This is a genomic window from Acidovorax sp. MR-S7 (assembly GCF_000400995.2).
Classification (GTDB): domain Bacteria; phylum Pseudomonadota; class Gammaproteobacteria; order Burkholderiales; family Burkholderiaceae_C; genus MR-S7.
The window spans coordinates 50,046-72,463 of the sequence record NZ_DF238926.1 but is presented as its reverse complement, the minus strand read 5'-3'; the positions used below and the strand labels follow the sequence as shown (position 1 = coordinate 72,463).

Genomic DNA, 22,418 nt, shown 5'->3' with positions numbered 1-22,418 from the left:
CCGCAAAGCCGCGCCAGCTCTTGCTCGACGCCATCGGAGTGCCGGTCATCAACACAGATTTGTGACAGAGCCAAGAAAAAAGCCCGTGTTTCACGTGAAACACGGGACAGGCCCTGAGCGCGGAGCTTCTTACTTGAGCAGGCCCTCGGCCTTCATGGCCTCCTGCACGGCAGGGCGGGCGGCGATGCGCTCGCGGTAGGCCGCCAAGTGCTGCAGGCCCGAGATGTCCAGGCCCACGGCCTTGGCCCAGTTGGTCACGGTGAACAGGTAGGCGTCGGCCACGGTGAAATGGTCGCCCATCAGGAACTGCTTGCCGGCCAGCTCTCCGTCCACCCACTTCAGGCGGTTCAGCACGTTCTCTCGCGCGATGGGCTTGTATTCCTCGGGCGTGTTGGGCTTGAACAACGGGCCGAAACCCTTGTGGATCTCGGTGCCGATGAAGGTCAGCCACTCCTGCAGGCGGTAGCGCGCCAGCGTGCCGTGGGCAGGCGCCAGGTTCTTTTGCGGGGCCTGGTCGGCCAGGTACTGCACGATGGCCGGGCCTTCGCGCAGGCGGGTGCCGTCGTCCAGCTCCAGCACAGGCACATAACCCAGCGGGTTGATGGTGTAGAAGTCCGTGCCGTCCTGCAGCTTGTGGCTCTTGGTGCTGGCGAGCACGGGGGTATAGGCGAGGCCCGCCTCGTGCAGCACGATATGGGGAGACAGCGAGCAGGCGCCGGGGGAGTAGTAGAGCTTCATGCCGGAACAGTCCTTTCAGGGAAGGGGGTTGTTGAAAGCAGGGGACATGCTAGGCCCATGCGCCGGTGTGTGCTGCGCTGGGGGTTTTCAGGCGGTGGCCTGTTCCAGCCAGGCCAGCCAGCGCATCGCATGGCCGCGCCCGTCGCCGCACATCTGCGCGCTGGGCCGCAAGGAGGAACAGACCGCCGGGCGGCCAGACTGGCCGAAGATGCGGCAGCGCCCTGCCGGGTCCAACTGCACGCAGCGCACACCTGCCGGCTTGCCCTGCGGCATACCGGGAATGGGGGAACTGATCGAGGGCGCCACGCAGCAGGCGCCGCAACCGGAGTGGCACTCCATGGCGCTATGAGATAGATAGCTGCTCGCGCTTGCCGGATAAGCGCTGGAGGCTGTTTTTATGCATATTTATCCGGCACCATGCAGCCGCTGTGCGGCCCACAGCACCTGTTCCACTACGGCGCGCACCTGCGCGCGCTGCTGCGGGTCGGTCAGGCGGCCCTCTTCGTCGAACGCCGTGGCCGCACGCGCCAGCGCATAGTGGCGCGGCGCCAGCCAGCATTCGAGGGTCAGGAGCAGGGGCGCCAGGTGGCTTTGCGCGCGCAGCCCGCCCAGAGCGCCGTTGGATGCGCTGAGCACGCCCACCACCTTGCCCGCAAAGGGCCGCGCCATGTCGGCCCACAACGGATGGCCGGCCACGGGGCTGGACGCCCAGTCGATGGTGTTCTTGAGCAGGCCGGTGTAGCTGGCGTTGTACTCGGGCGAGCAGATCACCCAGGCGGGGTGGGCGTCCATCACCTCCTTGAGCCGCACCACGTCGGGCGGGGTGCCGGCGGCTTCCACGTCGGCGTTGTACAGGGGGATGTCGAAATCGGCCAGCTCCAGCAGCGTGACTTCGGCCCCGGCCTCGCGCCCCAGTTCGGCGGCGACGCGGGCCAGGCGGCGGTTGAACGATTGTTGGCGGGTGCTGCCCGCGAAGACCAGGAGTTTCATGCGGCGATTGAAGCACAGGGCAGGGGCAGGAATCCTGCGCGGTTCCACGTGAAACAGCGCTGCTGCCACGGAAATGGACAAAGGTGGGAAAATCGCGGGTTTCCCCGCACCAGCCCACTCCGCCATGCTGTACCCCCAGGAATTTGATGTCATCGTTGTCGGCGGCGGCCACGCCGGCACCGAGGCCGCGCTCGCCGCCGCGCGCATGGGTTGCAAGACCCTGCTGCTCACGCACAACATCGAGACGCTGGGCCAGATGAGCTGCAACCCCAGCATCGGCGGTATCGGCAAGGGCCACCTGGTCAAGGAGGTGGATGCGCTGGGTGGCGCCATGGCGCTGGCCACGGACGAGGGCGGCATCCAGTTCCGCACGCTCAACAGCAGCAAGGGCCCGGCCGTGCGCGCCACGCGCGCGCAGGCCGACCGCGTGCTGTACAAGGCCGCCATCCGCCGCATGCTGGAGAACCAGCCCAACCTGTGGCTGTTCCAGCAGGCGGTAGACGATCTGGTAGTGGAGGGCGACCGGGTGGCGGGCGCGGTCACGCAGGTGGGCATCACCTTCCGCAGCCGCACTGTTGTGCTGACGGCCGGCACCTTCCTGGATGGCAAGATCCATGTGGGCCTGAACAACTATTCCGCCGGCCGTGCGGGCGACCCGCCGGCCGTGAGCCTGTCCGCCCGGCTCAAGGAGTTGCAACTTCCCCAGGGCCGCCTGAAGACCGGCACGCCTCCGCGCATCGACGGGCGCAGCATCGATTTCTCCCAATGCGAGGAGCAGCCCGGCGACCTTGACCCCGTGCCGGTGTTCAGCTTCATGGGCCATGCGGCCATGCACCCGCGCCAGGTGCCGTGCTGGGTCACGCACACCAACGCACGCACGCACGAGATCATCCGCCGCGGCTTCGACCGCAGCCCCATGTTCACCGGCAAGATCGAGGGAGTGGGGCCGCGCTATTGCCCCAGCGTAGAAGACAAGATCAACCGCTTTGCCGACAAGGAAAGCCACCAGATCTTCCTGGAACCCGAGGGGCTGACCACGCACGAGTTCTATCCCAACGGCATTTCCACCAGCCTGCCGTTCGACATCCAGTACGACCTGGTGCGCAGCATGCCGGGCCTGGAGAATGCCCACATCCTGCGCCCCGGCTATGCGATCGAGTACGACTACTTCGACCCGCGCTCGCTCAAGAGTAGCTTCGAGACGCGGCAGATCCAGGGCCTGTTCTTCGCGGGGCAGATCAATGGCACCACGGGGTATGAAGAAGCTGCCGCCCAGGGCCTGTTCGCCGGGCTGAATGCCGCTCTGCAGTGCCGTGGTGAAGCCGCCTGGCTGCCGCGGCGCGACGAGGCCTACCTGGGCGTGCTGGTGGACGACCTCGTGACCAAGGGCGTCACCGAGCCCTACCGCATGTTCACCAGCCGCGCCGAGTTCCGCCTGCAGCTGCGTGAAGACAACGCCGACATGCGCCTGACCGAGGCCGGCCGCCGCATGGGCCTAGTGGATGACGCGCGCTGGGAGGCCTTCAGCCGCAAGCGCGATGCTGTTTCACGTGAAACGGAACGCCTCAAATCCACCTGGGTCAATCCGCGCATCCTGGACGCGGCGGAATCCGAGCGCGTGCTGGGCAAGGCCATCGAGCACGAATACAACCTGTTCGACTTGCTGCGCCGCCCTGACGTGGGGTATGGCGCGCTGATGTCGCTGGACGGCGGCAAGTACGCCAGCGGGGATGTTTCACGTGAAACGCTGGGTGACCTGAGCGCCCCGGTGATCGAGCAGGTGGAAATCGCCGCCAAGTACGCAGGCTACATCGATCGGCAGAAGGACGAGGTGCAGCGCGCCGCGCACTTCGAGAAACTGCGCCTGCCCGAAGACCTGGATTACATGCAGGTGGCGGCCCTGTCCATCGAGGTGCGGCAGAAGCTGCAGAAGCACCGTCCCGAAACGCTGGGCCAGGCATCGCGCATTTCGGGCGTCACGCCCGCCGCTATCTCGCTGCTGCTGGTGCACCTGAAAAAGGGCGGCTTCAAGGGCTTCGCGGCGCCTGCGGAAGCTGCCGCATGACGGCGGTCGACGAATTGCGCCAGGGCGTGCATGCGCTTGGGCTGCATCTGGCCGATGGGCAAATCAACCTCCTGCTCGACTTTCTGGCGCTGCTGCAGAAGTGGAACAAGGTCTACAACCTCACGGCCGTGCGCGACCCGCAGGACATGCTGACCCACCACCTGCTCGACAGCCTGGCTGCCGTGGCGCCCCTGCGCCGCCATGTGCAAGGGCAGGGCGGGGCGCCACGGCTGCTGGACGTAGGCTCCGGCGGCGGCCTGCCCGGCGTGGTGTTCGCCATCTGCTGCCCCGAGATCGATGTGAGTTGCGTGGACACCGTGGCCAAGAAAGCCGCCTTCGTCCAACAGGCCGCAGCCGCGCTCCAGCTGCCCAACCTGCACGGCATCCATGCGCGCGTGGAAACGTTGGCAGGCCCGTTCGATGTGGTGAGCTGCCGTGCCTTCGCCTCGCTGGCGGACTTCACGACCTGGTCGCGCGAGGCGCTCGCGCCCGCGGGTGTGTGGCTGGCCATGAAGGGCAGGCATCCGCAGGGTGAAATCGACGCGCTTCCTGCCGGGGTGCAGGTGTTTCACGTGGAACCGCTCGCCGTGCCGGGCTTGCAGGCCGAGCGATGCATCGTCTGGATGCGGCCCGTGCGGGAAGCGGTGGCGTAAACTTGGCAACCCCCTACACCGCTCGCAGCAGGTCCTCCCATGTTCGGCATCGCTGACTATGGCGCCTTCGTCGCCGCCATCATCCTGTTCCTTGCCATTCCCGGGCCGGGCAACCTGGCCCTCATCACCTCCACCGGCAAGGGCGGCGTGCGCGCGGGCCTGGCGGCGGCGTTCGGAGTGATCGCGGGCGACCAGGTGCTCATGTGGGCCGCCGTGGCCGGCGTGGCGGCGCTGCTGGCCGCCTACCCGGCGGCCTTCCATGCGGTGCAGTGGCTGGGTGCTGCCTACCTGGCGTGGCTGGGCTTCAAGATGCTCACCGCCAAGCCGGGCGACGCGCCCGTGCTGCGCATCGAACCGCGCCATTATTTCAAGCAGGGCGCCATCATCACGCTGCTCAACCCCAAGGCCATCGTGTTCTACATGGCGTTCTTTCCGCTGTTCGTGGACCCGGCCCGGCACTTGGGGCTGGTCACTTTCGGCGTCATGGCCGCGACCATCGCCGCGCTCACGTTCCTCTACAGCCTGATCGTGGTGCTGCTCACGCACCACCTGGCCGAGCGCATGCGCGCCAACCCGGCCATCGCGCGCGTGCTCGAACGGCTGGCGGGCGTGTTCCTCATCGGTTTCGGCGTCAAGCTCGCCATCTCTAGATAACCCATCGCATGGCCAAGATTTTCTGCATTGCCAACCAGAAGGGCGGCGTCGGCAAGACCACCACCTCCGTCAACCTGGCCGCCGGCCTGGCCAAGATCGGCCAGCGCGTCCTGCTCGTCGACCTGGACCCGCAGGGCAATGCCACGATGGGCTCGGGCGTGGACAAGCGGGCGCTGCAGCTGTCGGTATACGACGTGCTGCTGGAGTCCGCCTCGGTGCAGGAGGCGGCGGTGCCGTCCGAGGCCTGCGGCTACCACGTGCTGGGCGCCAACCGCGAACTGGCCGGCGCCGAGGTCGAACTGGTCGAGCTGGAGCGCCGCGAAAAGCGCCTGAAGGCGGCCCTGGTCGAGGGGGACGGCGCCTACGACTTCGTGCTCATCGATTGCCCGCCTTCGCTGTCCATGCTCACGCTCAACGGCCTGTGCAGCGCCCATGGCGTCATCGTCCCCATGCAGTGCGAATACTTCGCGCTGGAGGGGCTCACGGATCTCGTCAACACCATCAAGCAGGTGCACGCCAACCTGAACCCCGACCTGCAGATCATCGGTCTGCTGCGCGTCATGTTCGACCCGCGCATCACCCTGCAAAGCCAGGTGAGCGAGCAGCTCAAGGACCATTTCGGGGACAAGGTGTTCGACACGGTGATCCCCCGCAACGTGCGTCTGGCGGAGGCGCCCAGCTATGGCCTGCCCGGCGTGGTGTTTGACGCCTCGGCCAAGGGCAGCCAGGCGTTCGTGGAGTTCGCGCGCGAGATGGTGGGGCGTATCAAGCGCATGTAAGCGGGTTCCGCCGGATTGCAAACAATTGCGATTTGTGTGGATTCGTGAGCGATAGAAGATGGCAATGCTGGGGTTGCCCTGACTAGACTCGGGCAGACGCAATCTGCGGTTACCGTGATTGCACTTTTTCGCAGGATTCCCTTGGTGCAACAAGAGATTCCGGCGGTTTTAAGAAAGCCCAGCCATGCCATCCAATCCGCTTTCACGTGCTTCCGCAGCACCGCTGGCGCCGCCTCCAGACGGGCGCCGGCAGTCTTCTCCAGCCAAGATGCGCCCTGCGCGCTTCATGGTCAGCTTGCTGGCAGTGCCCCTGTTGGGCATGGCGGGCGGTGCCTATGCGCTGGACCTTCAGGTGAATCATGAAGTCCGTTATTACGGCAATGCGACAGCCAACCCGAACGACGGACCGGTGGGCGGCACCTATACCTATCGCACCAGCTCCGGCATCAATGATTCCAGCGGTTCGGTGGGCAACGCCGTGCTGGTGCAGGACCTGCCCGACAACGCCATCTTCCAGGGCATCGATGCGCCTGCGGGAGTGAATTGCACCGGGCAGCCTGCCGTGGGCCAGCCCATCGGCACTGCCACCATCAGCTGCACCTTCCCGACCCTGTCGGCGGGTGCGCCGCAGGTCGTGGATTTCAACGTCATCCTGCCGGCCGAGAGCACCTCCAACGTCGCCAGCGTGTCCCTCACGGCGGCTGGCAACACGGATGGGAACAACAGTAACCACGACAACATCACGCGCAACGTCACCACCTACGAGCGAGCCGACCTGGCCGTGGACATCACGGGTCCGGCGGACGGCAGCACGCAGCAGCAGGGCACGGTGGTCAACTGGACGCTTCAGGTGAGTAACACCAACTCGCCGTACGCCTACCCCCTGAAGGCGGGTGAAAAGGCCGTGGTGCGCTTCCCGCTGCCGGCGGGCACCGCGTGGCAGAACTCTCCGTCCGGCATCGGCTGGAGCTGTGCGCAGTCCATAGACAACAGCGCCAGCCCGCCCGTGTCCGTGCAAACCTGCGAATACACCGCGTCTGGAGCCGGCATCGCCAAGGGCGCCAATTTGCCGTTGCTGACGATCCCCGTCACCGTGACGGCCAGTACCGGCAATACCAATGCCCTGGTCTCGGTTGCGGGCCAGACGTCGGGTGGCGCTTCCTTCATCGACGCCGACCCCGACAACAACAACGATACATCCGGCATCGTTTTCGCGCCCAACACCCAGTTGGACATGCGGCTGCGCAAATCGGTCAGCCCCAGCACGCTGGACAAGGAGGGTGCCGCCACCCAGTCCGTGGTCTATCGCCTGCAGGTAGATCGTCTCTCTGGCGGGATGACGCCCACAGGCCCCTTCACCATTACCGACACCTTGCCCGCGGGCGTGACGTTCAACGGTGTCACCGCCGCTTCCGCCACGGCCGGCTGGGCTTGCACTGGCAGCATCAGTTGCACATTCACCGGCACGGTCAATGGCGACAGCAGCCTGCCCGATCTGAACTTCAACGCCGACGTTAACGTGGGCGCGGTCACCGTGGATTCCACGTCCGGCGTGTTCAACATCCCCAACACGGCCACGCTGTCCGTAGGCAATGAGCCGGCGGGCAATCTCGGCAACAACACCTCCACCGCCACCCTGACGGTCAGCAACCGGGCCAGCCTGAGCACCGACAAGTACCCTGCAGCCCTCGCCACCGGCGGCACCGGGATAGGGGCCATTGCCGACGGCACCAACTTCTTCTGGCGCATCGGCATCCGCAACAACGGCCAAGTGGACGTGCAGACTGACCAGACGATCACCGTCACCGATACTCTGGATCCCAAGCTTGAATACGTGGCCGTTCCAGGCGCGCCTGCGCCCTGGTCCTGCTCGGCCAATATGCCCTGGACTGCGGGCATGAACCCAGGTCAAACGGTGACCTGCACGCTGAATGCGGGCACGGGCATTGCCGTTGGCCAAACCCTGTATTTGCACCTCCCGGTGAAGGCACACATCCCGGGGGGCAGCCAGTGGGCCTCGATTTCCAACAGTGCGACGGTGGGGTGCCCGACTGACCGCAACTGCGTCCCGGGCGGATTCCTGACGAACAGCTCCTCCGTCAACCTGTCCGACAAGAAGGCAGACCTGTCCATCCAGAAGGATGCAGCCATCACGCCCAACTCCGTCCCCGCTCTTCTTCCCGCCGGCTCCACGGACGCCTCCGGCTCCGAGGTGGTCTATACGCTGCGCTTCAAGAACGCGCTGCCCAGCCCCATGCCTGGTGGCATGACGCCGGCTGACTTCCAGACCGCCCAGACCGTGACCGTCACGGATGACGTGATCAACCTCCTGAACCGGGACGTGAGCCCGGCTGCCGATCCGGTGACGGGCGCGCCCCGGTACACCAACAACCGCTTCGTGATCGCCGAGGTAGATGCCTCGAACTTCCCCACCGGCGATTCGAATGCGACGCCTCCGATTCCGGCCATGATGACAACCGGATGCTCCTACGCCGACCAAGGCAGCGGCAGCACGACGCGCGTCACCTGCACGTTCAGCAACGTGCCGGTCAGTGACACGGAATACGTGATCAGGATCCGCGCGCGCCAGTTCGTGAACCCCCAGGGCAACGGCACCCAGTCGAACACGATCGACAACACGGCCAGCATCGATTCCGAAGACACGGCGGAGTACACAGGCACCGGCGCGCTGCCCAACAGCAACGACGCGCAGGTCACTCTCACGCCGCTGACCAACCTGATCGCCGGCAAGACCGCCGCGCCCGTTGCCGCGCTGGCAGGCCAGCCCGTCACGTACACCCTGACCGCTGACAACCGAGGCCCCTCGCAGGCCACGAACGTCACCGTGGTGGATACGCTGCCCCTGGACATGATCTGGGTGACCGCACCTTCCAGCGGCCCCACCTGCTCGCTGAGCGACGGCGCAACCATTGCTGCAGGCCTGGTGGTGACTGCCGCTAACCGGGACATGACCTGTGTCTGGCCGGGTGCGACCAACCGGGGCGCCGTCCGTTCCCTCACCTACACCCTGCGCTCGGCCAACACCGGCTACCAGGCATCGGTGTTCAACGAGGCGAGGGTCTCCACCGTCACGCCAGAAACCACGCTGGCTGACAACCTGACCGACCAGACCGTCACCCTGAGCCAGCCCCAGCTGAACGTGCTCATCAACATGCAGCACACCGCTGACCGCCTGCCCATCAACCAGGGCGCAGCCAGCCGGACCCAATACACCATCCGGGTGCAAAACAGCGGCAATTCCACCTCCTATGCCACCAACGTGGTGATGGAAGACCTGTTCCCCGCCCCGGGATCGACGGCTGTCTTTGCGCTCAACGGCGCTACCGTTACTGGCGTGCGCGCTCTTGCACCCAACGACAGCCCGGTGATACCCAACCGGTTCGGCCCCAGCAACTGCGCATTCAGCGCCAGCGGGCTGCGCTGCGACTTCCCCTGGCTGGCGCCGGGCGAATCGGCCGAGATCACGTTCGAGATGGACGCCACCGGCATCGACAACAATGGCCTGCCTTACGGCACGATCCGCCATGAAGCCAGCGTGCGCGCCGACGGCGAGCGCCTGCCCAGCGGCGATGTGATGGCCGACAACACGGTTTCCGACCGCACCTCGGCCTATGACGCGAGCCAGATCAACCCGGCTGACCTGCGCGTGGTGGACCTGTCCATTACCAAGACCACGCCCAACCTCGCCCCGGGTGACAGCGTGCGCGTGGGGGACACCATCGCCTACCGGCTGACCGTGCGCAACGAGGAAACCGCCACGCCGCCGAACCATCTGGTGAACGGCAACGCCATGGTGCGCGATGAGCTGCCGGCGGGTCTGGAACTGGTGCTTCCTGCCCCTGCAGGCTGCACCTACGCCGCCCGTACCCTTGAATGCGGTCCCATCGTCAACCTGAACCAGGGCGCTACGCGAACCTATGACTTCAACGTGACCGTGGCGGCGACCAACGCGGCCAGCCTGCGCAACGTGGCCACTGTCACCAGCCCTGGTGACCCCGTGGACCCGAACAACGAAAACGGCATCGACGTGCCGGTGGAGAACATCGACGTGGGTCTGGTCAAGTCGGTGGACCGCGCCAGCGCCAGCGTGGGCAATACGCTGACCTATACGCTGGCGGTGACCAACAATGGCTCCGCGCCCAACAGCGCCGCTGTGATCACCGACTCGCTTCCCGCCGGAGTGACCTTCGTGGCGTCGGCCAGCGGCTGCACGGCTGCTGGCAGCACGGTGACCTGCAATGTGGGTGCGCTGGCTGTCAGCCAGACGAAAACCTTCACCTTCACCGTTACGGTGAACCCGTCCGTCGCTCCTGGAACGCGGCTGCTGAACACGGCCAGTGTGACTACGCCTGGGGATCGGGATCCCACCAACAACGAGGATGATGCCGAAACCGAAGTGGTCGTTCCCCAGCCGATCCCCACCCTCTCCGAATGGGGGCTGATCGCCTTGTCTATGCTCCTGGCCGCCTTCGCCCTGCGCCGCATGCCGCTGCAACCCGGCCGTCGCATGTAAGCGCCGCCACGCGCTGACCGGCAAGCATCGCCGCCGCCGCGCCCGCCAGGGCGTTGCGGCGGCGATGTGCTTTGTGCATTGGGGCAAAATACCGGTTGCTCCTTACCCGTGAAATCAGTCCCTGGCGCTCGCCCGTAAAGCGCAAGCAGCTCCTGAAACCATAGCGATGAACTCCTCTACCGTATTGCTCCTGCCCGGCTGGCAGAACTCCGGCCCCGGCCACTGGCAGACCGAGTGGGAGCGCGTGCACGGCGACCAGCGCGTGCAGCAGCACGATTGGATGCGCCCGCTGCGCGGCGACTGGTCCGCGCGGCTGGAGGAGGTGGTGGCCGATGCGGCCGGCCCCGTGGTGCTGGCGGCACACAGCCTGGGCTGCATCCTCACCGCCTGGTGGGCGGCGCATACGCGCCATGCGCACAAGGTGCGCGGCGCGCTGCTGGTGGCGCCGGGCGACGTGGAGCGGCCCGATCTGGCCGCGCAGATTCCCGGCTGGGCGCCCATCGCGCGGCAGGCGCTGCCGTTCCCGGCCGTGCTGGTGGGCAGCCGCAACGACCCGTACTGCAGCTTCGAGCGCGCCCAGGCCATGGCGGCCGACTGGGGTGCACGCTGTATCGACTATGGCGAGCGCGGGCACATCAATGCCGAATCGGGACTGGGCACTTGGCCCGAGGGGCGGGCAATGCTCCAATCCCTGGCAGACAAGGACTGAAAGACACACATGGTCACCAAGAAACCCAAGGGCCTCGGCCGCGGCCTCGAAGCGCTGCTCGGCCCCAAGGTCGCCGAGAAGACGCAGCAGGCCCAGGCCGCCGAGGCGGGCCTGCCCAGCACGCTGGCGCTGGACCAGATGGTGCCGGGCGTCTACCAGCCGCGCACGCGTATGGACGAGGGCGCGCTGTACGAGCTGGCCGAGAGCATCAAGGCCCAGGGGATCATGCAGCCCATCCTAGTGCGGCGCCTCGCCGGCGGCGAGCACGCGGGCAAGTACGAGATCATCGCGGGCGAGCGGCGTTTCCGCGCCTCGCGCCTGGCCGGGCTGGCCGAGGTGCCGGTGCTGGTGCGCGAGGTGCCCGACGAGGCCGCCGCTGCGATGGCACTGATCGAGAACATCCAGCGCGAAGACCTCAACCCGCTGGAGGAAGCGCAGGGCCTGCAGCGGCTGGTCAAGGAATTCGGCCTCACGCACGAGCAGGCGGCGCAGGCCGTGGGGCGCTCGCGCAGCGCGGCGAGCAACCTGCTGCGCCTCTTGAACCTGGCCGAGCCGGTGCAGACCATGCTGATGGCGGGCGACATCGACATGGGCCATGCGCGTGCGCTGCTGGCGCTGGACCGTGCGACGCAGATCACGGCGGGCAACCAGATCGCGGCCAGGAAGCTCTCGGTGCGCGAGGCCGAGAGCCTGGTCAAGAAACTGGGCGCGGAGTTCGCCCTCACGCCGCAAAAGCCCAAGAAGGAAAAGTCGCGCGACCTCAAGCGCGTGGAAGAAGAACTCTCCGACCTGCTCATGGCCGAGGTCGAGGTGCGCGTGAAAAAGCGCGTCAAGCGCGGCAGCCGCACCGAGGAGATGGGCGAGCTGGCGATCCAGTTCGGCTCGCTCGATGCGCTCAACGGCCTGATCGACAAACTGCGCGGCTGACCCGCGATGCGTTTCCCCTGGCCGCTGCCCGCCGTGCTGGCATGGGCTGCGGCTTGGCTGGCTTTCGCCGGATTGCGCCAGGCGGCGCCGCCGGCGGTGGCTGTGCTGCTGGCTTGCGGTGTGGGCGTGGCGGGCAGCGTGCTTGCGGCCACGTGGTGGCGCCGGGCGCTGATCGCGCTGGGTTTCCCGCTCTCGCTGCTGCTCACCGGCGCGGCCGCGCTGCCGTCCTGGGCCTGGCTGCTGCCGCTGGCTGTGCTGCTGCTGGTCTATCCTCTCAACGCCTGGCGCGATGCGCCGCTGTTTCCCACGCCGCGCGGCGCGCTGCGCGGCCTCGATGCGCTGGCGCCATTGCCGCCGGGCGCGGCGGTGCTCGATGCCGGCTGCGGCCTGGGCGACGGGCTGCTGGCGCTGCGTGCCGCCTATCCCCAGGCGCGGCTGCACGGGCTGGAGTGGAGCTGGCCGCTGGCCCTGCTGTGCCGCCTGCGCTGCCCCTGGGCCCGGGTGCGGCGCGGCGACATCTGGGCGGCCGACTGGAGCGGTTACCAGCTGGTGTACTTGTTTCAGCGGCCGGAGAGCATGGCCCGCGCTGCGGCCAAGGCACAGGCGGAGATGATGCCGGGGAGCTGGCTGGTCAGCCTGGCGTTCGAAGTGCCGGGCCTGCGTGCCAGCGCCCAGCTTCCCGCATTCGCGGGGCAGGGGGTGTGGATGTACCAAATGCGCACTGGAGGTACTTTGTCACGCGGCAAAGTGGAAACAACATGAAAGAAAACCTTACATCCGCGGGCGGATGGCTATCATTTCGCGCCGCTTGAGCCATTCCATGGGCCAGCCCGCCAAACCATTCACTGAGAGAGGAAGCCAACACATGTCCCGCAAAACCCTGCCGCTGATCGCGGCCGCCTGCGCCGTCGTCGCCCTCACGGGGTGCGAAACCACCAACATGAAGATGGGCAGCCAGGACGCCAAGACCGTGGCCACCGGCGCTGCCGCTGGCGGCAGCGCCGCCGGAGAGAGCGGCCAGCTCGAGCGCTGCCAGTCGCCGCTGGGCACCGTGTCGCTGGTCGAGAACCAGGACGCCGGCTGGTACACCATCCTGCGCAACGAATACAAGCTGCCGCCCACGGCCAACCTGCTGCGCCTGCTGATCCAGCAATCCAACTGCTTCGTGGTGGTCGAGCGCGGCGCGGCCGGCATGCGCGCCATGGACCGCGAGCGCCAGCTCATGGGCTCGGGCGAAATGCGCGGCGGCAGCAACTTCGGCAAGGGCCAGATGGTGGCTTCCGACTACGGCATGTCGCCTGAAATCATTTTCCAGAACGACGACGCGGGCGGCATCGGCGGCGCGCTGGGCGGCCTGATCGGCGGCGGCAAGGGCCGCGCGCTGGCGGCCATCGGCGGCAGCCTCAAGACGCGCGAGGCCAGCGCCATGCTGACCCTGGTGGACAACCGCTCGGGCGTGCAGGTGGCGGCCTCCGAGGGCAGCGCTTCCAAGAGCGACTTCGCAGGCTTCGGCGGCATCTTCGGCGGCTCGGCCGGCGGCGGCCTGGGCGGCTACCAGAACACGGCGCAGGGCAAGGTCATCACGGCCGCGTTCATGGACGCCTACAACCAGATGGTCGTGGCGTTGCGCAATTACAAGGCGCAGTCGGTCCAGGGCCAGGGCCTCGGCGGCGGCGGCCGCCTGGGCGTGGACGGCGGCACGGCCCCGTCGCAGACCAAGGCGGGCGCGGCCATGTCCGTGCGCGAGGCGCAGGAGCGCCTGAACGCCCTGGGCTACAACGTGGGCACGCCCGACGGCGCAGCCGGTCCCAAGACGGCCCGCGCGCTGCGCGAGTTCCAGCAGCAGCAGGGCCTGCCCGTGACGGGCCGCCTGGACGCGGCCACCGCCGGCGCACTGTCGCGCTGACCGGGCGTTGCCCCCATGACCAACGCGGCCTGCGGGCCGCGTTTTTTGTGGTCAAAGTGGGCTATAGCGCTTTTCCAGCAAGCGCAAGCAGCTATCAAATCGGTAGTTTCAAGGCGACCCCAGGAATCGTCCCGGCGCCATTCCCACCGCGCGGCGCACCATGGCGCTGAAGGCACTGGGGCTGTTGTAGCCCAGCTCGGCCGCGATCTGGTTGATGGGTCGGCGGCCCGCGGCCAGGGCCACGGCCTTGGCCAGGATGACTTGCTGGCGCCACTGCGTGAAGGTGCTGGACAGCTCCTGGCGGAACAGGCGCGCCACGGTGCGCGGGCTGGCGCCGGTGTCGTGCGCCCAGTCGGCCAGCGTCTCGTGGCGCGTGGGATCGGCCAGCACGGCCTCGCACAGGTGGCGCAGGCGCTTGTCGCGCGGGAGCTGAACGCCCAGGCTCACGCTGCTGGCACGGCGCAGCTCGTCGAGGATCAGCGCGCTCAGGTGGCGCTCGCGGCGCAATGCCTCGGGGGGCAGGGGCGGGGCGTCGTCGGGCGTGGCGGGCATCTCGCGCACCAGGGCGCGCAGCAGGTCGGAGACTTCGAGCACGCGGCACTGGCGCCACGGGTCCTGCTGCGCGCGCGGCACGCCGGGGCCGGCGCTGCCGGGCGGCTGGTGGAAGTAGAGGGTGCGCAGGTCGGCGTCTTCCACCATGGTCACGGCATGCTCCACGCCGGGCGGGATCCACAGCGCGCGCGAGGGTGGCACGATGTAGGCGCCGTGCGGCACCGTCAGGCGCAGCACGCCGGTGGTGGAGATGGCCACTTGCGCCCACGGGTGGCTGTGCGGGCGCACCTGCGTGTCGGCAGTCAGCTCACGGTGCTTGGCGCGCACCGGACGCTCGCGGCTGGGCACGAACAGGTGGGGCGTGAGCGACTCCACGTAGGAGAGCGTGCGCGCAAGGCGCACGGGGGCGGCAGGGGCGGCGGCGGGCGTGCTTGGCATGGTTGCGACAGCAATTGGCTGCCTATCGTATATCGGCCGCGCGCGCCTTGCCTAAGATCACGCCCCATGGACCACACCTCCCCATCGCTGCGCCAGGACGCGCGCACCATCGGCCTGATCGGGCTGGCCCACGGCTCGTCGCACTTCTTCCACATGCTGCTGCCGCCGCTGTTCCCGTTCCTGATCGCGGAGTTCGGCTTCAGCTATTCGGAGCTGGGGCTGCTGGTGTCGGTGTTCTTCGTGGTTTCGGGCGTGGGGCAGGCGCTGGCGGGCTTCCTGGTGGACCACGTGGGCGCGCGGCCGGTGCTGTTCTGCGCGCTGTCGTGCTTCGCGCTGGCGGGGCTGACGGCGGGCTCGTCGAGCGGCTACGCGGGGCTGCTCGTGGCCTCGGTGCTGGCGGGGCTGGGCAATGCGCCGTTCCACCCGGTGGACTTCACCATCCTCAACAAGCGCGTGTCGCCCCAGCGCCTGGGCCACGGCTTCTCGGTGCACGGCATCTCGGGCAACCTGGGCTGGGCCACGGCGCCGGTGTTCATGGCCGGCATCGCCACGGCCACGGGATCGTGGCGCATGGCCTGCCTGTGCGGCGGTGCGCTGGCGCTGGTGGTGCTGGCCGTCATGGTCTGGAACCGCGATGCGCTGGACGACCGGCAGGGCTCCTGGGGCGGGCAAGGCGCCAAGGCGGCGCCCGGCGCTGCGGCCTCACCGGCCAACGAGCACCCCATGGCCTTCCTCAAGCTGCCGGCCGTGTGGTTGTGCTTTTCGTTCTTCTTCTGGAGCACCTGCTCGCTCAGCGCCATCCAGAGCTTTGCCGGCCCCGCGCTGCAGCGCCTGTACGGCCTGCCGCTGTCGCTGACGGCCATGGTAGTCACGGGCTACATGCTGTGCGGCGCCCTGGGCATGGTGATCGGCGGCTTCCTCGTGGGCCGGGTGGCACGGCTGGAAAAGACCATCAGCATTTGCCTGCTGGTCTCCGGCGCGCTGCTGGCGCTGGTGGGGGCGGGGCTGCTGCCGGGCATGGCGGCGCTGGTCGTGGCGGCGCTGGCGGGCATGGGCATCGGCATTGCCGGCCCGTCGCGCGACATGCTCATCAAGCGCGCCTCGCCACCCGGTGCCACGGGCCGCGTGTATGGCACGGTGTATTCGGGCCTGGACCTGGGCTTTTGCCTGGCCGCACCGGTGTTCGGCGCCATGCTGGACGCGCAGATGAACGCCGGCATCTTCTACGGCTCGGCGCTGTCGCTGGTGCTCAGCGTGGCGTCGGCAGGCCTGGTGGGGGCGGGCGTGGCGCCGCGCGCCGGGCGGCCGGCAGGGGCCGCCGCCTGAGCGTGGCCCGCCGGGCTGGCCTCAGGCGGTGCCGTAGGGCTGTTTGTCGGGGTAAAGGTGCTGCAGGGCGTCGAGCTGCTCGCGCGTGGCCGCGCGCCGCGCCACGGCGTCGCGGCGCGACAGGCTCAGCTCGCCCACCAGCGCATTGCCCAGGGCGGTGAATGCCGCGTACGAGTCGAACATCGTCGCGCCCCGGGTGGGCAGGACCAGCGTGAGGTCGCTGACCAGCGCCAGGGGTGCCATGGCATCGTCGGTCAGCGCCACCAGGCGCACCTGCTGCTCGCGCAGCCAGCGCGCCAGCTGCTGGGTGCTGCGCAGGTAGCGCCGCACCGAGAGGCAGAGCACCAGGTCCTGCGCGCCATAGTCCTGCAGGCGGTCGGTCGCCGCGCCCATCGGGTCCACGAATTCCGTGGGCAGGGCGATCGACAACTGGGCCGCCAGCAGCTGCGCGGGCCCCTGGCTGTAGCGCCCGCCCACCACGGCCACCCGTCCCTGGCAGGTGCTCAGCCAGGTCAGCAACTGCGCGAACCGGGGGCTTTGCAGCATGTCGGACAGCGCGGCGAGATTGCGCAGATCCTGCTCCAGCGCCTGTAGCGACGCGGACTGCGGGCCATGCGCGGCGCGGGCCTCGTCCGCAAGCCGCTGGTGGGGCGCCTCGTATTGCGCGGCCAAGGCCGATTGCAGTTGCTGCTGTGCCTCGGCATACGACGCATAGCCCAGCCGGGGGAAAAACCGCACCACCGTGGCGGGGCTCACGCCCGCCTGCGCGGCCAGGGTGCGGGCGGAAACAAAGGCCATGGCATGCGGGTTGGTCCGCACGTATTCGGCCAGCCGCTGCTCGGCGGAGCCCAGTTGCGGCAGCTTCTCGGCGATCTGGTGCATCAGGTCCATGGTGCGCAGCTTAGGGGGTGTGGCTCCGTCGAGCAACAGATGTTGCACAAAGGGATGGCTGTGATTATTATTGCTTCTCATGAATTTTTCAGAGAAACACTTGTTGCATTTCCTGCCAGCCTCTCCCGCGCGACCATGGCGCATCGGGCTGCTCGGGCTGGTGCACGAGACCAATACCTTCGAGGCCGGGCAGACGGGTTATGACGCCTTCGCCCGGCCCGCCGACCGCGAGCCGCTGATGCGCGGCGCCGAGCTGCTGCGCATGCGCGGCACGCGCAGCGTCATGGGCGGCATGCTGGGGCAGCTGGAGGCCGTGGCGCGCGCGGAGCAGGTCGAGGTCGTGCCCCTGTACCGGGCCTCGGCCGCGCCGTCGGCGCTGGTCGACGGGCAGGCCTGGCTGCGGATGCGGCAGGAGATTCTGGCGCAGGTGGACGAGGCCGGGCCGCTCGACGCCCTGCTGGTCGAGCTGCACGGGGCCATGGTCGCCGACGGCGAGGACGACTGTGAGGGCGCGCTGCTCGCCGCACTGCGCGAGCGCGTGGGCGGGCGCTGCACCATCGTGGCCTCGCTGGACTTCCATGCCAACGTCAGCCCCGCCATGGTGGGCCATGCCGACATGCTGGTGCCCTACCGGACCTACCCGCATGTGGACATGCATGCCACCGGTGAGCGCTGCGCGCGCCGCCTGCTGGCCTGCCTGGCCACGGGCGCCCGTCCCGCCCGAGCCTGGGCGCAGGCCCACTTCCTGGTGCCGCTCGTGAGCCAGTACACCGGCGACGGCGCCATGGCCGACTTCATGCAGGCCTGCAAGGAGCGCGCGCGCCGCGATGGCCTGGACATGGCGCTGTGCGGCGGCTTTGCGCTGGCCGACACGCCCCATGCGGGCCCCTCGCTAGCCGTCTATGCGCCAGCCGGAGGCGAGGCGGCGGCGCAGCGGGCGGCCCGGGACCTGATGGCGCTGCTGGACACGCTGCGCCCGCAGCTTGCGGCGCCGCTGCATGCGCCGCAGGAGGCCGTGGCCCTGCTGCGCCGTGGCGAGCGCACCCTTCTTGCCGACGTGGCCGACAACCCCGGCGCGGGCTGCGGCGCACAGAGCACGGCACTGCTGTGCGCGCTGCATGACGCGCAGGTGGCACGCAGCCTGGTGGCCACGCTGAACCTGCCCGACTGGGCGGCGGCCGCGCATGCGGCAGGCGAGGGCGGGCAGTTCACCGTGGCTCTGCCCGGGCGGGTGCAGCCGGTGCGGCTGCGCGTGCTCACGCTGAGCGATGGCCGCTACGCCTGCACGGGCGCCATGTGGGCCGGCCGCGAGGTGCGCCAGGGTCCCACGGCCCGGCTGGCCTGGGGCAGTGTCGAGGCCATCGTGGCCAGTGCCCCCGTGCAGGCGCTCGACCCAGGGGCGCTGGCCTGCGTCGGCGCGAAGCCGGGGGACTACGACGTGCTGTCCCTCAAGAGCAGCGTGCACTACCGGGCGGCCTTCGGCCCCTGGGCGCAACGCATCCTGAACGTGGACGCGCGCCGCATGCCGGGGCAGGCGGCGCCGTCCCTGGCCTACCACCGGCTGCGCCCGGGCGTGGCCACCCATCCCTGACCCCCGCAATCACATCAACACAACAGGAGAACCCACCATGCAACCGATGCACCACCGCCGCCACTTCCTGGCCCAGGCCCTGGGCGCGGCCGGCGCGCTCGCCGCTCCCGCCGCCTGGGCGCAGTCCGCGCCCTATCCCAGCCGCGCCATCACCCTGCTGTGCCCCTGGCCCGCGGGCGGCTCGACCGATGTCACGCTGCGCGCCTTCGCCGAGAGCGCCTCGCATCGGCTCGGCCAGAGCATCGTGATCGTGAACCGGCCGGGTGCGGGCGGCACGCTGGGCGCCACGGCGATGCCCTCGACCAAGCCTGATGGCTACACCATCACGCAACTGCCGCCCGCCACGTTCCGCCTGCCGCAGATGCAAAAGACCGCCTGGGACCCGCTGGCCGACTTCAGCTACATCGTGGGCCTCACGGGCTACACCATGGGCCTGGTGGTACGGGCCGACGCTCCGTGGAAGAGCATCCAGGAATTCGTGGAGGATGCGCGTGCGCGCCCCGGCAAGATCAACTACGGCTCCACGGGGCTGGCCACCTCGCCGCACATGGTGGTGGAGGAACTGGCGCTGGGGCAAAAGCTCGACCTGGTGCATGTGCCGCACAAGGGATCGGCCGATCTGGCGACCTCGCTGCTGGGCGGGCACATCATGGCGGCCTCGGACTCCAGCGGCTGGGCGCCCCATGTGGAAGCGGGCCGCATGCGCCTGCTGGCCGTGTATGGATCGCGCCGGGCCAAGCGCTTCCCGCAGGTGCCGACGTTGAGCGAGGTCGGCTACGGCGTCGTCTCGGAGGCGCGCTACGGCATCGTGGGGCCCCGTGGCATGGACGCCGCCGTGGCGGCGCGCCTGCACGATGCCTTCAAGGCCACGCTGGAGGACCCCAAGGTCCTGCAGGTGCTCGACAGGCTCGACCAGCCCGCGCTGTACATGACCGGCGCGCAGTACCTCGACTACGCGCGCAGCGAGGTGGCGCGCGACCGTGAGCTGGCCAAGCGGCTGAACCTCACGCAGCTCTGACGCGCGCCCGGCCCGGGCGGCGGCTTCACAGCGTGAAGATCTTGCCCGGGTTGAGGATGTTCTGCGGGTCCAGCGCGCGCTTGATGGCGCGCATCATCTCCACGGCGCCTTCGCCGGCCTCATCGACGAGGAAGCCCATCTTGTGCACGCCCACGCCGTGCTCGCCGGTGCAGGTGCCGCCCAGTCGCAGCGCGCGCGCCACAAGCTGGTGGTTGAGCCGCTCGGCGGTCTCGCGCTCCTGGGGGATGTTGGGGTCCAGCAGGTAGCCGAAGTGGAAGTTGCCGTCGCCCACGTGGCCGACGAGGAAGTAGGGCAGGCCACTGGCGTCGGCTTCGGCCACGGAGTCGAGCAGGCAGTCGGCCAGGCGGCTGATGGGCACGCAGGTGTCGGTGCTGATGGCGCGGCAGCCCGGGCGGCTCTGCACGGCGGCAAAGTAGGCGTTGTGCCGCGCGGTCCATAGGCGCGTGCGCTCCTCGGGCGTGGTGGCCCATTCGAAGGCGTTGCCACCGAATTCCTGCGCGATGGACTGCACGGTCTCGGCCTGCTCCTTCACGCCAGCGGGCGAGCCGTGGAATTCCATGAGCAGCATGGGTTCCTCGCGCAGTGCGAGCTTGCTGTAGGCGTTGACCACGCGCACGGAGTTCACGTCGATCAGCTCCACGCGCGCGATCGGCACGCCGAGCTGGATGGTCTGGATCACCGTGCGCACGGCCGCTTCGATGGTCGGGAAGGAGCAGATCGCGGCGCTCACCGCCTCGGGCAGCGGATACAGGCGCACCGTGATTTCGGTGAACAGGCCCAGCGTGCCCTCGCTGCCCACCATGAGGCGCGTGAGGTCATAGCCCGCGCTGCTTTTCTTGGCACGTGTGCCGGTGCGGATCACATCGCCGCTGGCGGTGACCACCTCCAGCGCCAGCACGTTCTCGCGCATGGTGCCGTAGCGCACGGCGTTCGTGCCGCTCGCGCGCGTGGCCGTCATGCCGCCGATGCTGGCGTCCGCACCGGGGTCGATGGGAAAGAACAGGCCCGTGTGCTTCACCGCCTCGTTGAGCTGCTTGCGCGTGATGCCGGGCTGCACGGTCACGGTGAGGTCGTCCGCGTCGATGGAGAGCACGCGGTTCATACGGCTCATGTCGATGCTGATGCCGCCCTGCACGGCGAGCAGGTGGCCTTCCAGCGACGAGCCCGCGCCGTAGGGGATCACCGGCACCGCATGTTGCGCGGCCAGGCGCACGGCGTCCTGCACATCCTGCGTGCTCTCGGCGAAGACCACGGCGGAAGGCGGCGGCGCCTGCAGGGAGCCCTCGTCGCGGCCGTGCTGCTCGCGCACCGCCTGGGTGGTGGAATATTGCGCGCCGAAGCGGGCGGCCAGCGCATCCAGCAGGGCTTGTGGCACGGGGCGTGGCTGCAGGTGGACGGTGTGGGTCGGGGCGTTCATGAGACTCTCCAGGGCGGGATGGGCATTCTAGAGAAGCCGGGGCAAAAAAAAGGCCCGCCCGCGATCCACTGGGGACCGGTAGGGCGGGCTGGGTGGGAAAACGGGGGCTTACTTCTTTTGGTAGAGCTTGCTGTTCACGAACTCAGCGTACGAAATCGTGCCATCTTTGTCCGTGTCGTATTGGTCGAAGCCTTCCCTGAGCGAAGACAGCCATTGGGTCTCGTCGCGCGTCAATTTGCCATCCTTGTCCTTGTCAGCGGTTTCGAAGGCCGGGTGCTTTTTGGTCGAAGTGCTGCTGGTCTTGGCCGCTGCCGGACTGGCCGCCTTCACCGGTGCATTCGGCCGCGTAGTCGTGGGAGCGGTCTGTGCCTGGGCGAGCCCGCCCCCTACGGTGATCGCGGCGAACAGCATCACGCTGCGGGCATCGAAGGAAGAGAGAGGGCGCTGTTTGGCTTGAGGCATCGATCAGGTCTCCGTCGAGAGTGGAACAGGACTTCATTGCACCGCAGCAAGCGGCCCCGGGCCAGCACTTTTGCCCGCTGTTGCCCCTCTCCACAATTGCCCGGCGGATGTAACGCACAATCCCCGCGCGGCCCCCGAATGAGGAGCCATTGAGGAGAAAACACCCCATGGGCAACCGACTGACACAAATCGCCACCCGCACCGGCGACGACGGCACCACCGGCCTGGGCGACAACACGCGCGTGTCCAAGGCCAGCGGCCGGCCCCATGCCATGGGCGACGTGGACGAGCTCAACTCCCACATCGGCCTGCTGCTGTGCGAGCCGCTGCCGCAGGACGTGCGCGAGCTGCTCGTCGACGTGCAGCACCAGCTCTTCAACCTGGGCGGCGAGCTGTCCATCCCCGGTTTCGAACTGCTCAAGGACGACGCGCTGGTGCAGCTCGACCAGGCCCTGGCGCGCTACAACGCGCAGCTGCCGCGCCTGCAGGAATTCATCCTGCCCGCCGGCACGCGCGCCGCGGCGCAGGCCCACGTGTGCCGCACGGTCGCGCGCCGCGCGGAGCGCGCCGTGGTGGCGCTGCAGCAGCAGGAAAGCATGCGGCCCGCGCCGCGCCAATACCTCAACCGCCTGTCGGACCTGCTGTTCGTGCTCGCGCGCGTACTCAACCGCATGGACGGCGGCGACGACGTGTACTGGAAGAGCGAGCGCCTGGCACGGCAGGATGCTACTGAATAGATAGCTGCTG

Annotated in this window: 20 protein-coding genes; 13 read left to right on the top strand and 7 right to left on the bottom strand. The window is 68.5% G+C overall.

Going from position 1 to position 22,418, the window contains the following annotated elements:
- Positions 1 to 129 precede the first annotated feature (129 nt).
- The 3 genes from gstA to AVS7_RS12015 all read right to left on the bottom strand — a co-directional run bounded on the left by gstA (position 130) and on the right by AVS7_RS12015 (position 1,728).
- Entirely contained in the window at positions 130 to 738 is a 609-nt protein-coding gene (gene gstA / locus AVS7_RS12025; RefSeq protein ID WP_020228644.1) for a glutathione transferase GstA, read from the bottom strand.
- Positions 739 to 825: 87 nt separating this feature from the next.
- On the bottom strand, positions 826 to 1,077 hold the full coding sequence (locus tag AVS7_RS12020) for a YkgJ family cysteine cluster protein (RefSeq protein WP_024001461.1): 252 nt from the start codon (positions 1,075 to 1,077) through the stop codon (positions 826 to 828).
- A gap of 66 nt (positions 1,078 to 1,143) precedes the next feature.
- Positions 1,144 to 1,728 (bottom strand): NADPH-dependent FMN reductase, encoded by a 585-nt coding sequence (locus AVS7_RS12015; RefSeq protein WP_020228642.1) that lies wholly within the window; start codon positions 1,726 to 1,728, stop codon positions 1,144 to 1,146.
- 124 nt (positions 1,729 to 1,852) lie between these two features.
- Between AVS7_RS12015 and mnmG the strand changes: the two genes are divergently transcribed.
- The 9 genes from mnmG to AVS7_RS11970 all read left to right on the top strand — a co-directional run bounded on the left by mnmG (position 1,853) and on the right by AVS7_RS11970 (position 13,955).
- The gene (mnmG, locus tag AVS7_RS12010; protein WP_020228641.1) at positions 1,853 to 3,793 is read left to right on the top strand and encodes a tRNA uridine-5-carboxymethylaminomethyl(34) synthesis enzyme MnmG; all 1,941 of its coding nucleotides are present in this window, start codon (positions 1,853 to 1,855) and stop codon (positions 3,791 to 3,793) included.
- Positions 3,790 to 4,446, top strand: coding sequence for a 16S rRNA (guanine(527)-N(7))-methyltransferase RsmG (gene rsmG / locus AVS7_RS12005; RefSeq protein WP_020228640.1), 657 nt, complete (start codon positions 3,790 to 3,792; stop codon positions 4,444 to 4,446). Before mnmG ends, rsmG begins: the two co-directional genes overlap by 4 nt.
- Positions 4,447 to 4,485: 39 nt before the next feature.
- A complete protein-coding gene (locus AVS7_RS12000) occupies positions 4,486 to 5,100 on the top strand; it encodes a LysE family translocator (protein WP_020228639.1) in 615 nt (204 codons plus the stop codon).
- Positions 5,101 to 5,108: 8 nt separating this feature from the next.
- Positions 5,109 to 5,879, top strand: coding sequence for a ParA family protein (locus AVS7_RS11995; protein ID WP_020228638.1), 771 nt, complete (start codon positions 5,109 to 5,111; stop codon positions 5,877 to 5,879).
- Between the two features lie 184 nt (positions 5,880 to 6,063).
- Positions 6,064 to 10,413, top strand: coding sequence for an IPTL-CTERM sorting domain-containing protein (locus AVS7_RS11990; protein ID WP_082176484.1), 4,350 nt, complete (start codon positions 6,064 to 6,066; stop codon positions 10,411 to 10,413).
- A 166-nt stretch (positions 10,414 to 10,579) separates the two neighbouring features.
- A complete protein-coding gene (locus AVS7_RS11985) occupies positions 10,580 to 11,122 on the top strand; it encodes an alpha/beta hydrolase (protein ID WP_024001459.1) in 543 nt (180 codons plus the stop codon).
- 9 nt (positions 11,123 to 11,131) lie between these two features.
- Positions 11,132 to 12,049 carry a ParB/RepB/Spo0J family partition protein gene (locus AVS7_RS11980; RefSeq protein ID WP_020228635.1) on the top strand — a complete coding sequence of 306 codons (918 nt, stop codon included), beginning with the start codon at positions 11,132 to 11,134 and terminating at the stop codon, positions 12,047 to 12,049.
- Between the two features lie 6 nt (positions 12,050 to 12,055).
- A complete protein-coding gene (locus tag AVS7_RS11975; protein ID WP_020228634.1) occupies positions 12,056 to 12,811 on the top strand; it encodes a class I SAM-dependent methyltransferase in 756 nt (251 codons plus the stop codon).
- 103 nt (positions 12,812 to 12,914) lie between these two features.
- Positions 12,915 to 13,955 (top strand): peptidoglycan-binding domain-containing protein, encoded by a 1,041-nt coding sequence (locus tag AVS7_RS11970; protein WP_020228633.1) that lies wholly within the window; start codon positions 12,915 to 12,917, stop codon positions 13,953 to 13,955.
- Between the two features lie 108 nt (positions 13,956 to 14,063).
- Here AVS7_RS11970 and AVS7_RS11965 read toward each other — a convergent pair whose 3' ends face one another.
- Complete coding sequence (locus AVS7_RS11965; protein WP_020228632.1) at positions 14,064 to 14,945, bottom strand: helix-turn-helix domain-containing protein; 882 nt, start codon at positions 14,943 to 14,945, stop codon at positions 14,064 to 14,066.
- Between the two features lie 66 nt (positions 14,946 to 15,011).
- Between AVS7_RS11965 and AVS7_RS11960 the strand changes: the two genes are divergently transcribed.
- Positions 15,012 to 16,271, top strand: a complete 1,260-nt coding sequence (locus AVS7_RS11960; protein ID WP_020228631.1) for an MFS transporter — start codon at positions 15,012 to 15,014, stop codon at positions 16,269 to 16,271.
- 21 nt (positions 16,272 to 16,292) lie between these two features.
- Here the strand turns inward: AVS7_RS11960 and AVS7_RS24420 are convergent, their stop codons facing one another.
- Complete coding sequence (locus AVS7_RS24420) at positions 16,293 to 17,162, bottom strand: MurR/RpiR family transcriptional regulator (RefSeq protein WP_020228630.1); 870 nt, start codon at positions 17,160 to 17,162, stop codon at positions 16,293 to 16,295.
- A gap of 100 nt (positions 17,163 to 17,262) precedes the next feature.
- Here AVS7_RS24420 and AVS7_RS11950 point away from each other — a divergent pair, with 100 nt between their 5' ends.
- Positions 17,263 to 18,753, top strand: a complete 1,491-nt coding sequence (locus AVS7_RS11950) for a M81 family metallopeptidase (protein WP_159402787.1) — start codon at positions 17,263 to 17,265, stop codon at positions 18,751 to 18,753.
- A gap of 46 nt (positions 18,754 to 18,799) precedes the next feature.
- Entirely contained in the window at positions 18,800 to 19,771 is a 972-nt protein-coding gene (locus AVS7_RS11945) for a tripartite tricarboxylate transporter substrate-binding protein (protein WP_020228628.1), read from the top strand.
- 25 nt (positions 19,772 to 19,796) lie between these two features.
- Here the strand turns inward: AVS7_RS11945 and AVS7_RS11940 are convergent, their stop codons facing one another.
- Both AVS7_RS11940 and AVS7_RS11935 read right to left on the bottom strand, forming a co-directional pair.
- Complete coding sequence (locus tag AVS7_RS11940; protein WP_020228627.1) at positions 19,797 to 21,209, bottom strand: FAD-binding oxidoreductase; 1,413 nt, start codon at positions 21,207 to 21,209, stop codon at positions 19,797 to 19,799.
- Positions 21,210 to 21,317: 108 nt separating this feature from the next.
- A complete protein-coding gene (locus AVS7_RS11935) occupies positions 21,318 to 21,671 on the bottom strand; it encodes an EF-hand domain-containing protein (RefSeq protein ID WP_024001454.1) in 354 nt (117 codons plus the stop codon).
- A gap of 167 nt (positions 21,672 to 21,838) precedes the next feature.
- Here AVS7_RS11935 and AVS7_RS11930 point away from each other — a divergent pair, with 167 nt between their 5' ends.
- Positions 21,839 to 22,408, top strand: coding sequence for a cob(I)yrinic acid a,c-diamide adenosyltransferase (locus AVS7_RS11930; RefSeq protein ID WP_020228625.1), 570 nt, complete (start codon positions 21,839 to 21,841; stop codon positions 22,406 to 22,408).
- Positions 22,409 to 22,418 lie beyond the last annotated feature (10 nt).

Bases quoted from the DNA above. Each gene is read 5' to 3' on its own strand.
- gstA (WP_020228644.1), bottom strand. From the start codon at position 738: ATGAAGCTCTACTACTCCCCCGGCGCCTGCTCGCTGTCTCCCCATATC.
- AVS7_RS12020 (WP_024001461.1), bottom strand. From the start codon at position 1,077: ATGGAGTGCCACTCCGGTTGCGGCGCCTGCTGCGTGGCGCCCTCGATC.
- AVS7_RS12015 (WP_020228642.1), bottom strand. From the start codon at position 1,728: ATGAAACTCCTGGTCTTCGCGGGCAGCACCCGCCAACAATCGTTCAAC.
- mnmG (WP_020228641.1), top strand. From the start codon at position 1,853: ATGCTGTACCCCCAGGAATTTGATGTCATCGTTGTCGGCGGCGGCCAC.
- rsmG (WP_020228640.1), top strand. From the start codon at position 3,790: ATGACGGCGGTCGACGAATTGCGCCAGGGCGTGCATGCGCTTGGGCTG.
- AVS7_RS12000 (WP_020228639.1), top strand. From the start codon at position 4,486: ATGTTCGGCATCGCTGACTATGGCGCCTTCGTCGCCGCCATCATCCTG.
- AVS7_RS11995 (WP_020228638.1), top strand. From the start codon at position 5,109: ATGGCCAAGATTTTCTGCATTGCCAACCAGAAGGGCGGCGTCGGCAAG.
- AVS7_RS11990 (WP_082176484.1), top strand. From the start codon at position 6,064: ATGCCATCCAATCCGCTTTCACGTGCTTCCGCAGCACCGCTGGCGCCG.
- AVS7_RS11985 (WP_024001459.1), top strand. From the start codon at position 10,580: ATGAACTCCTCTACCGTATTGCTCCTGCCCGGCTGGCAGAACTCCGGC.
- AVS7_RS11980 (WP_020228635.1), top strand. From the start codon at position 11,132: ATGGTCACCAAGAAACCCAAGGGCCTCGGCCGCGGCCTCGAAGCGCTG.
- AVS7_RS11975 (WP_020228634.1), top strand. From the start codon at position 12,056: ATGCGTTTCCCCTGGCCGCTGCCCGCCGTGCTGGCATGGGCTGCGGCT.
- AVS7_RS11970 (WP_020228633.1), top strand. From the start codon at position 12,915: ATGTCCCGCAAAACCCTGCCGCTGATCGCGGCCGCCTGCGCCGTCGTC.
- AVS7_RS11965 (WP_020228632.1), bottom strand. From the start codon at position 14,945: ATGCCAAGCACGCCCGCCGCCGCCCCTGCCGCCCCCGTGCGCCTTGCG.
- AVS7_RS11960 (WP_020228631.1), top strand. From the start codon at position 15,012: ATGGACCACACCTCCCCATCGCTGCGCCAGGACGCGCGCACCATCGGC.
- AVS7_RS24420 (WP_020228630.1), bottom strand. From the start codon at position 17,162: ATGGACCTGATGCACCAGATCGCCGAGAAGCTGCCGCAACTGGGCTCC.
- AVS7_RS11945 (WP_020228628.1), top strand. From the start codon at position 18,800: ATGCACCACCGCCGCCACTTCCTGGCCCAGGCCCTGGGCGCGGCCGGC.
- AVS7_RS11940 (WP_020228627.1), bottom strand. From the start codon at position 21,209: ATGAACGCCCCGACCCACACCGTCCACCTGCAGCCACGCCCCGTGCCA.
- AVS7_RS11935 (WP_024001454.1), bottom strand. From the start codon at position 21,671: ATGCCTCAAGCCAAACAGCGCCCTCTCTCTTCCTTCGATGCCCGCAGC.
- AVS7_RS11930 (WP_020228625.1), top strand. From the start codon at position 21,839: ATGGGCAACCGACTGACACAAATCGCCACCCGCACCGGCGACGACGGC.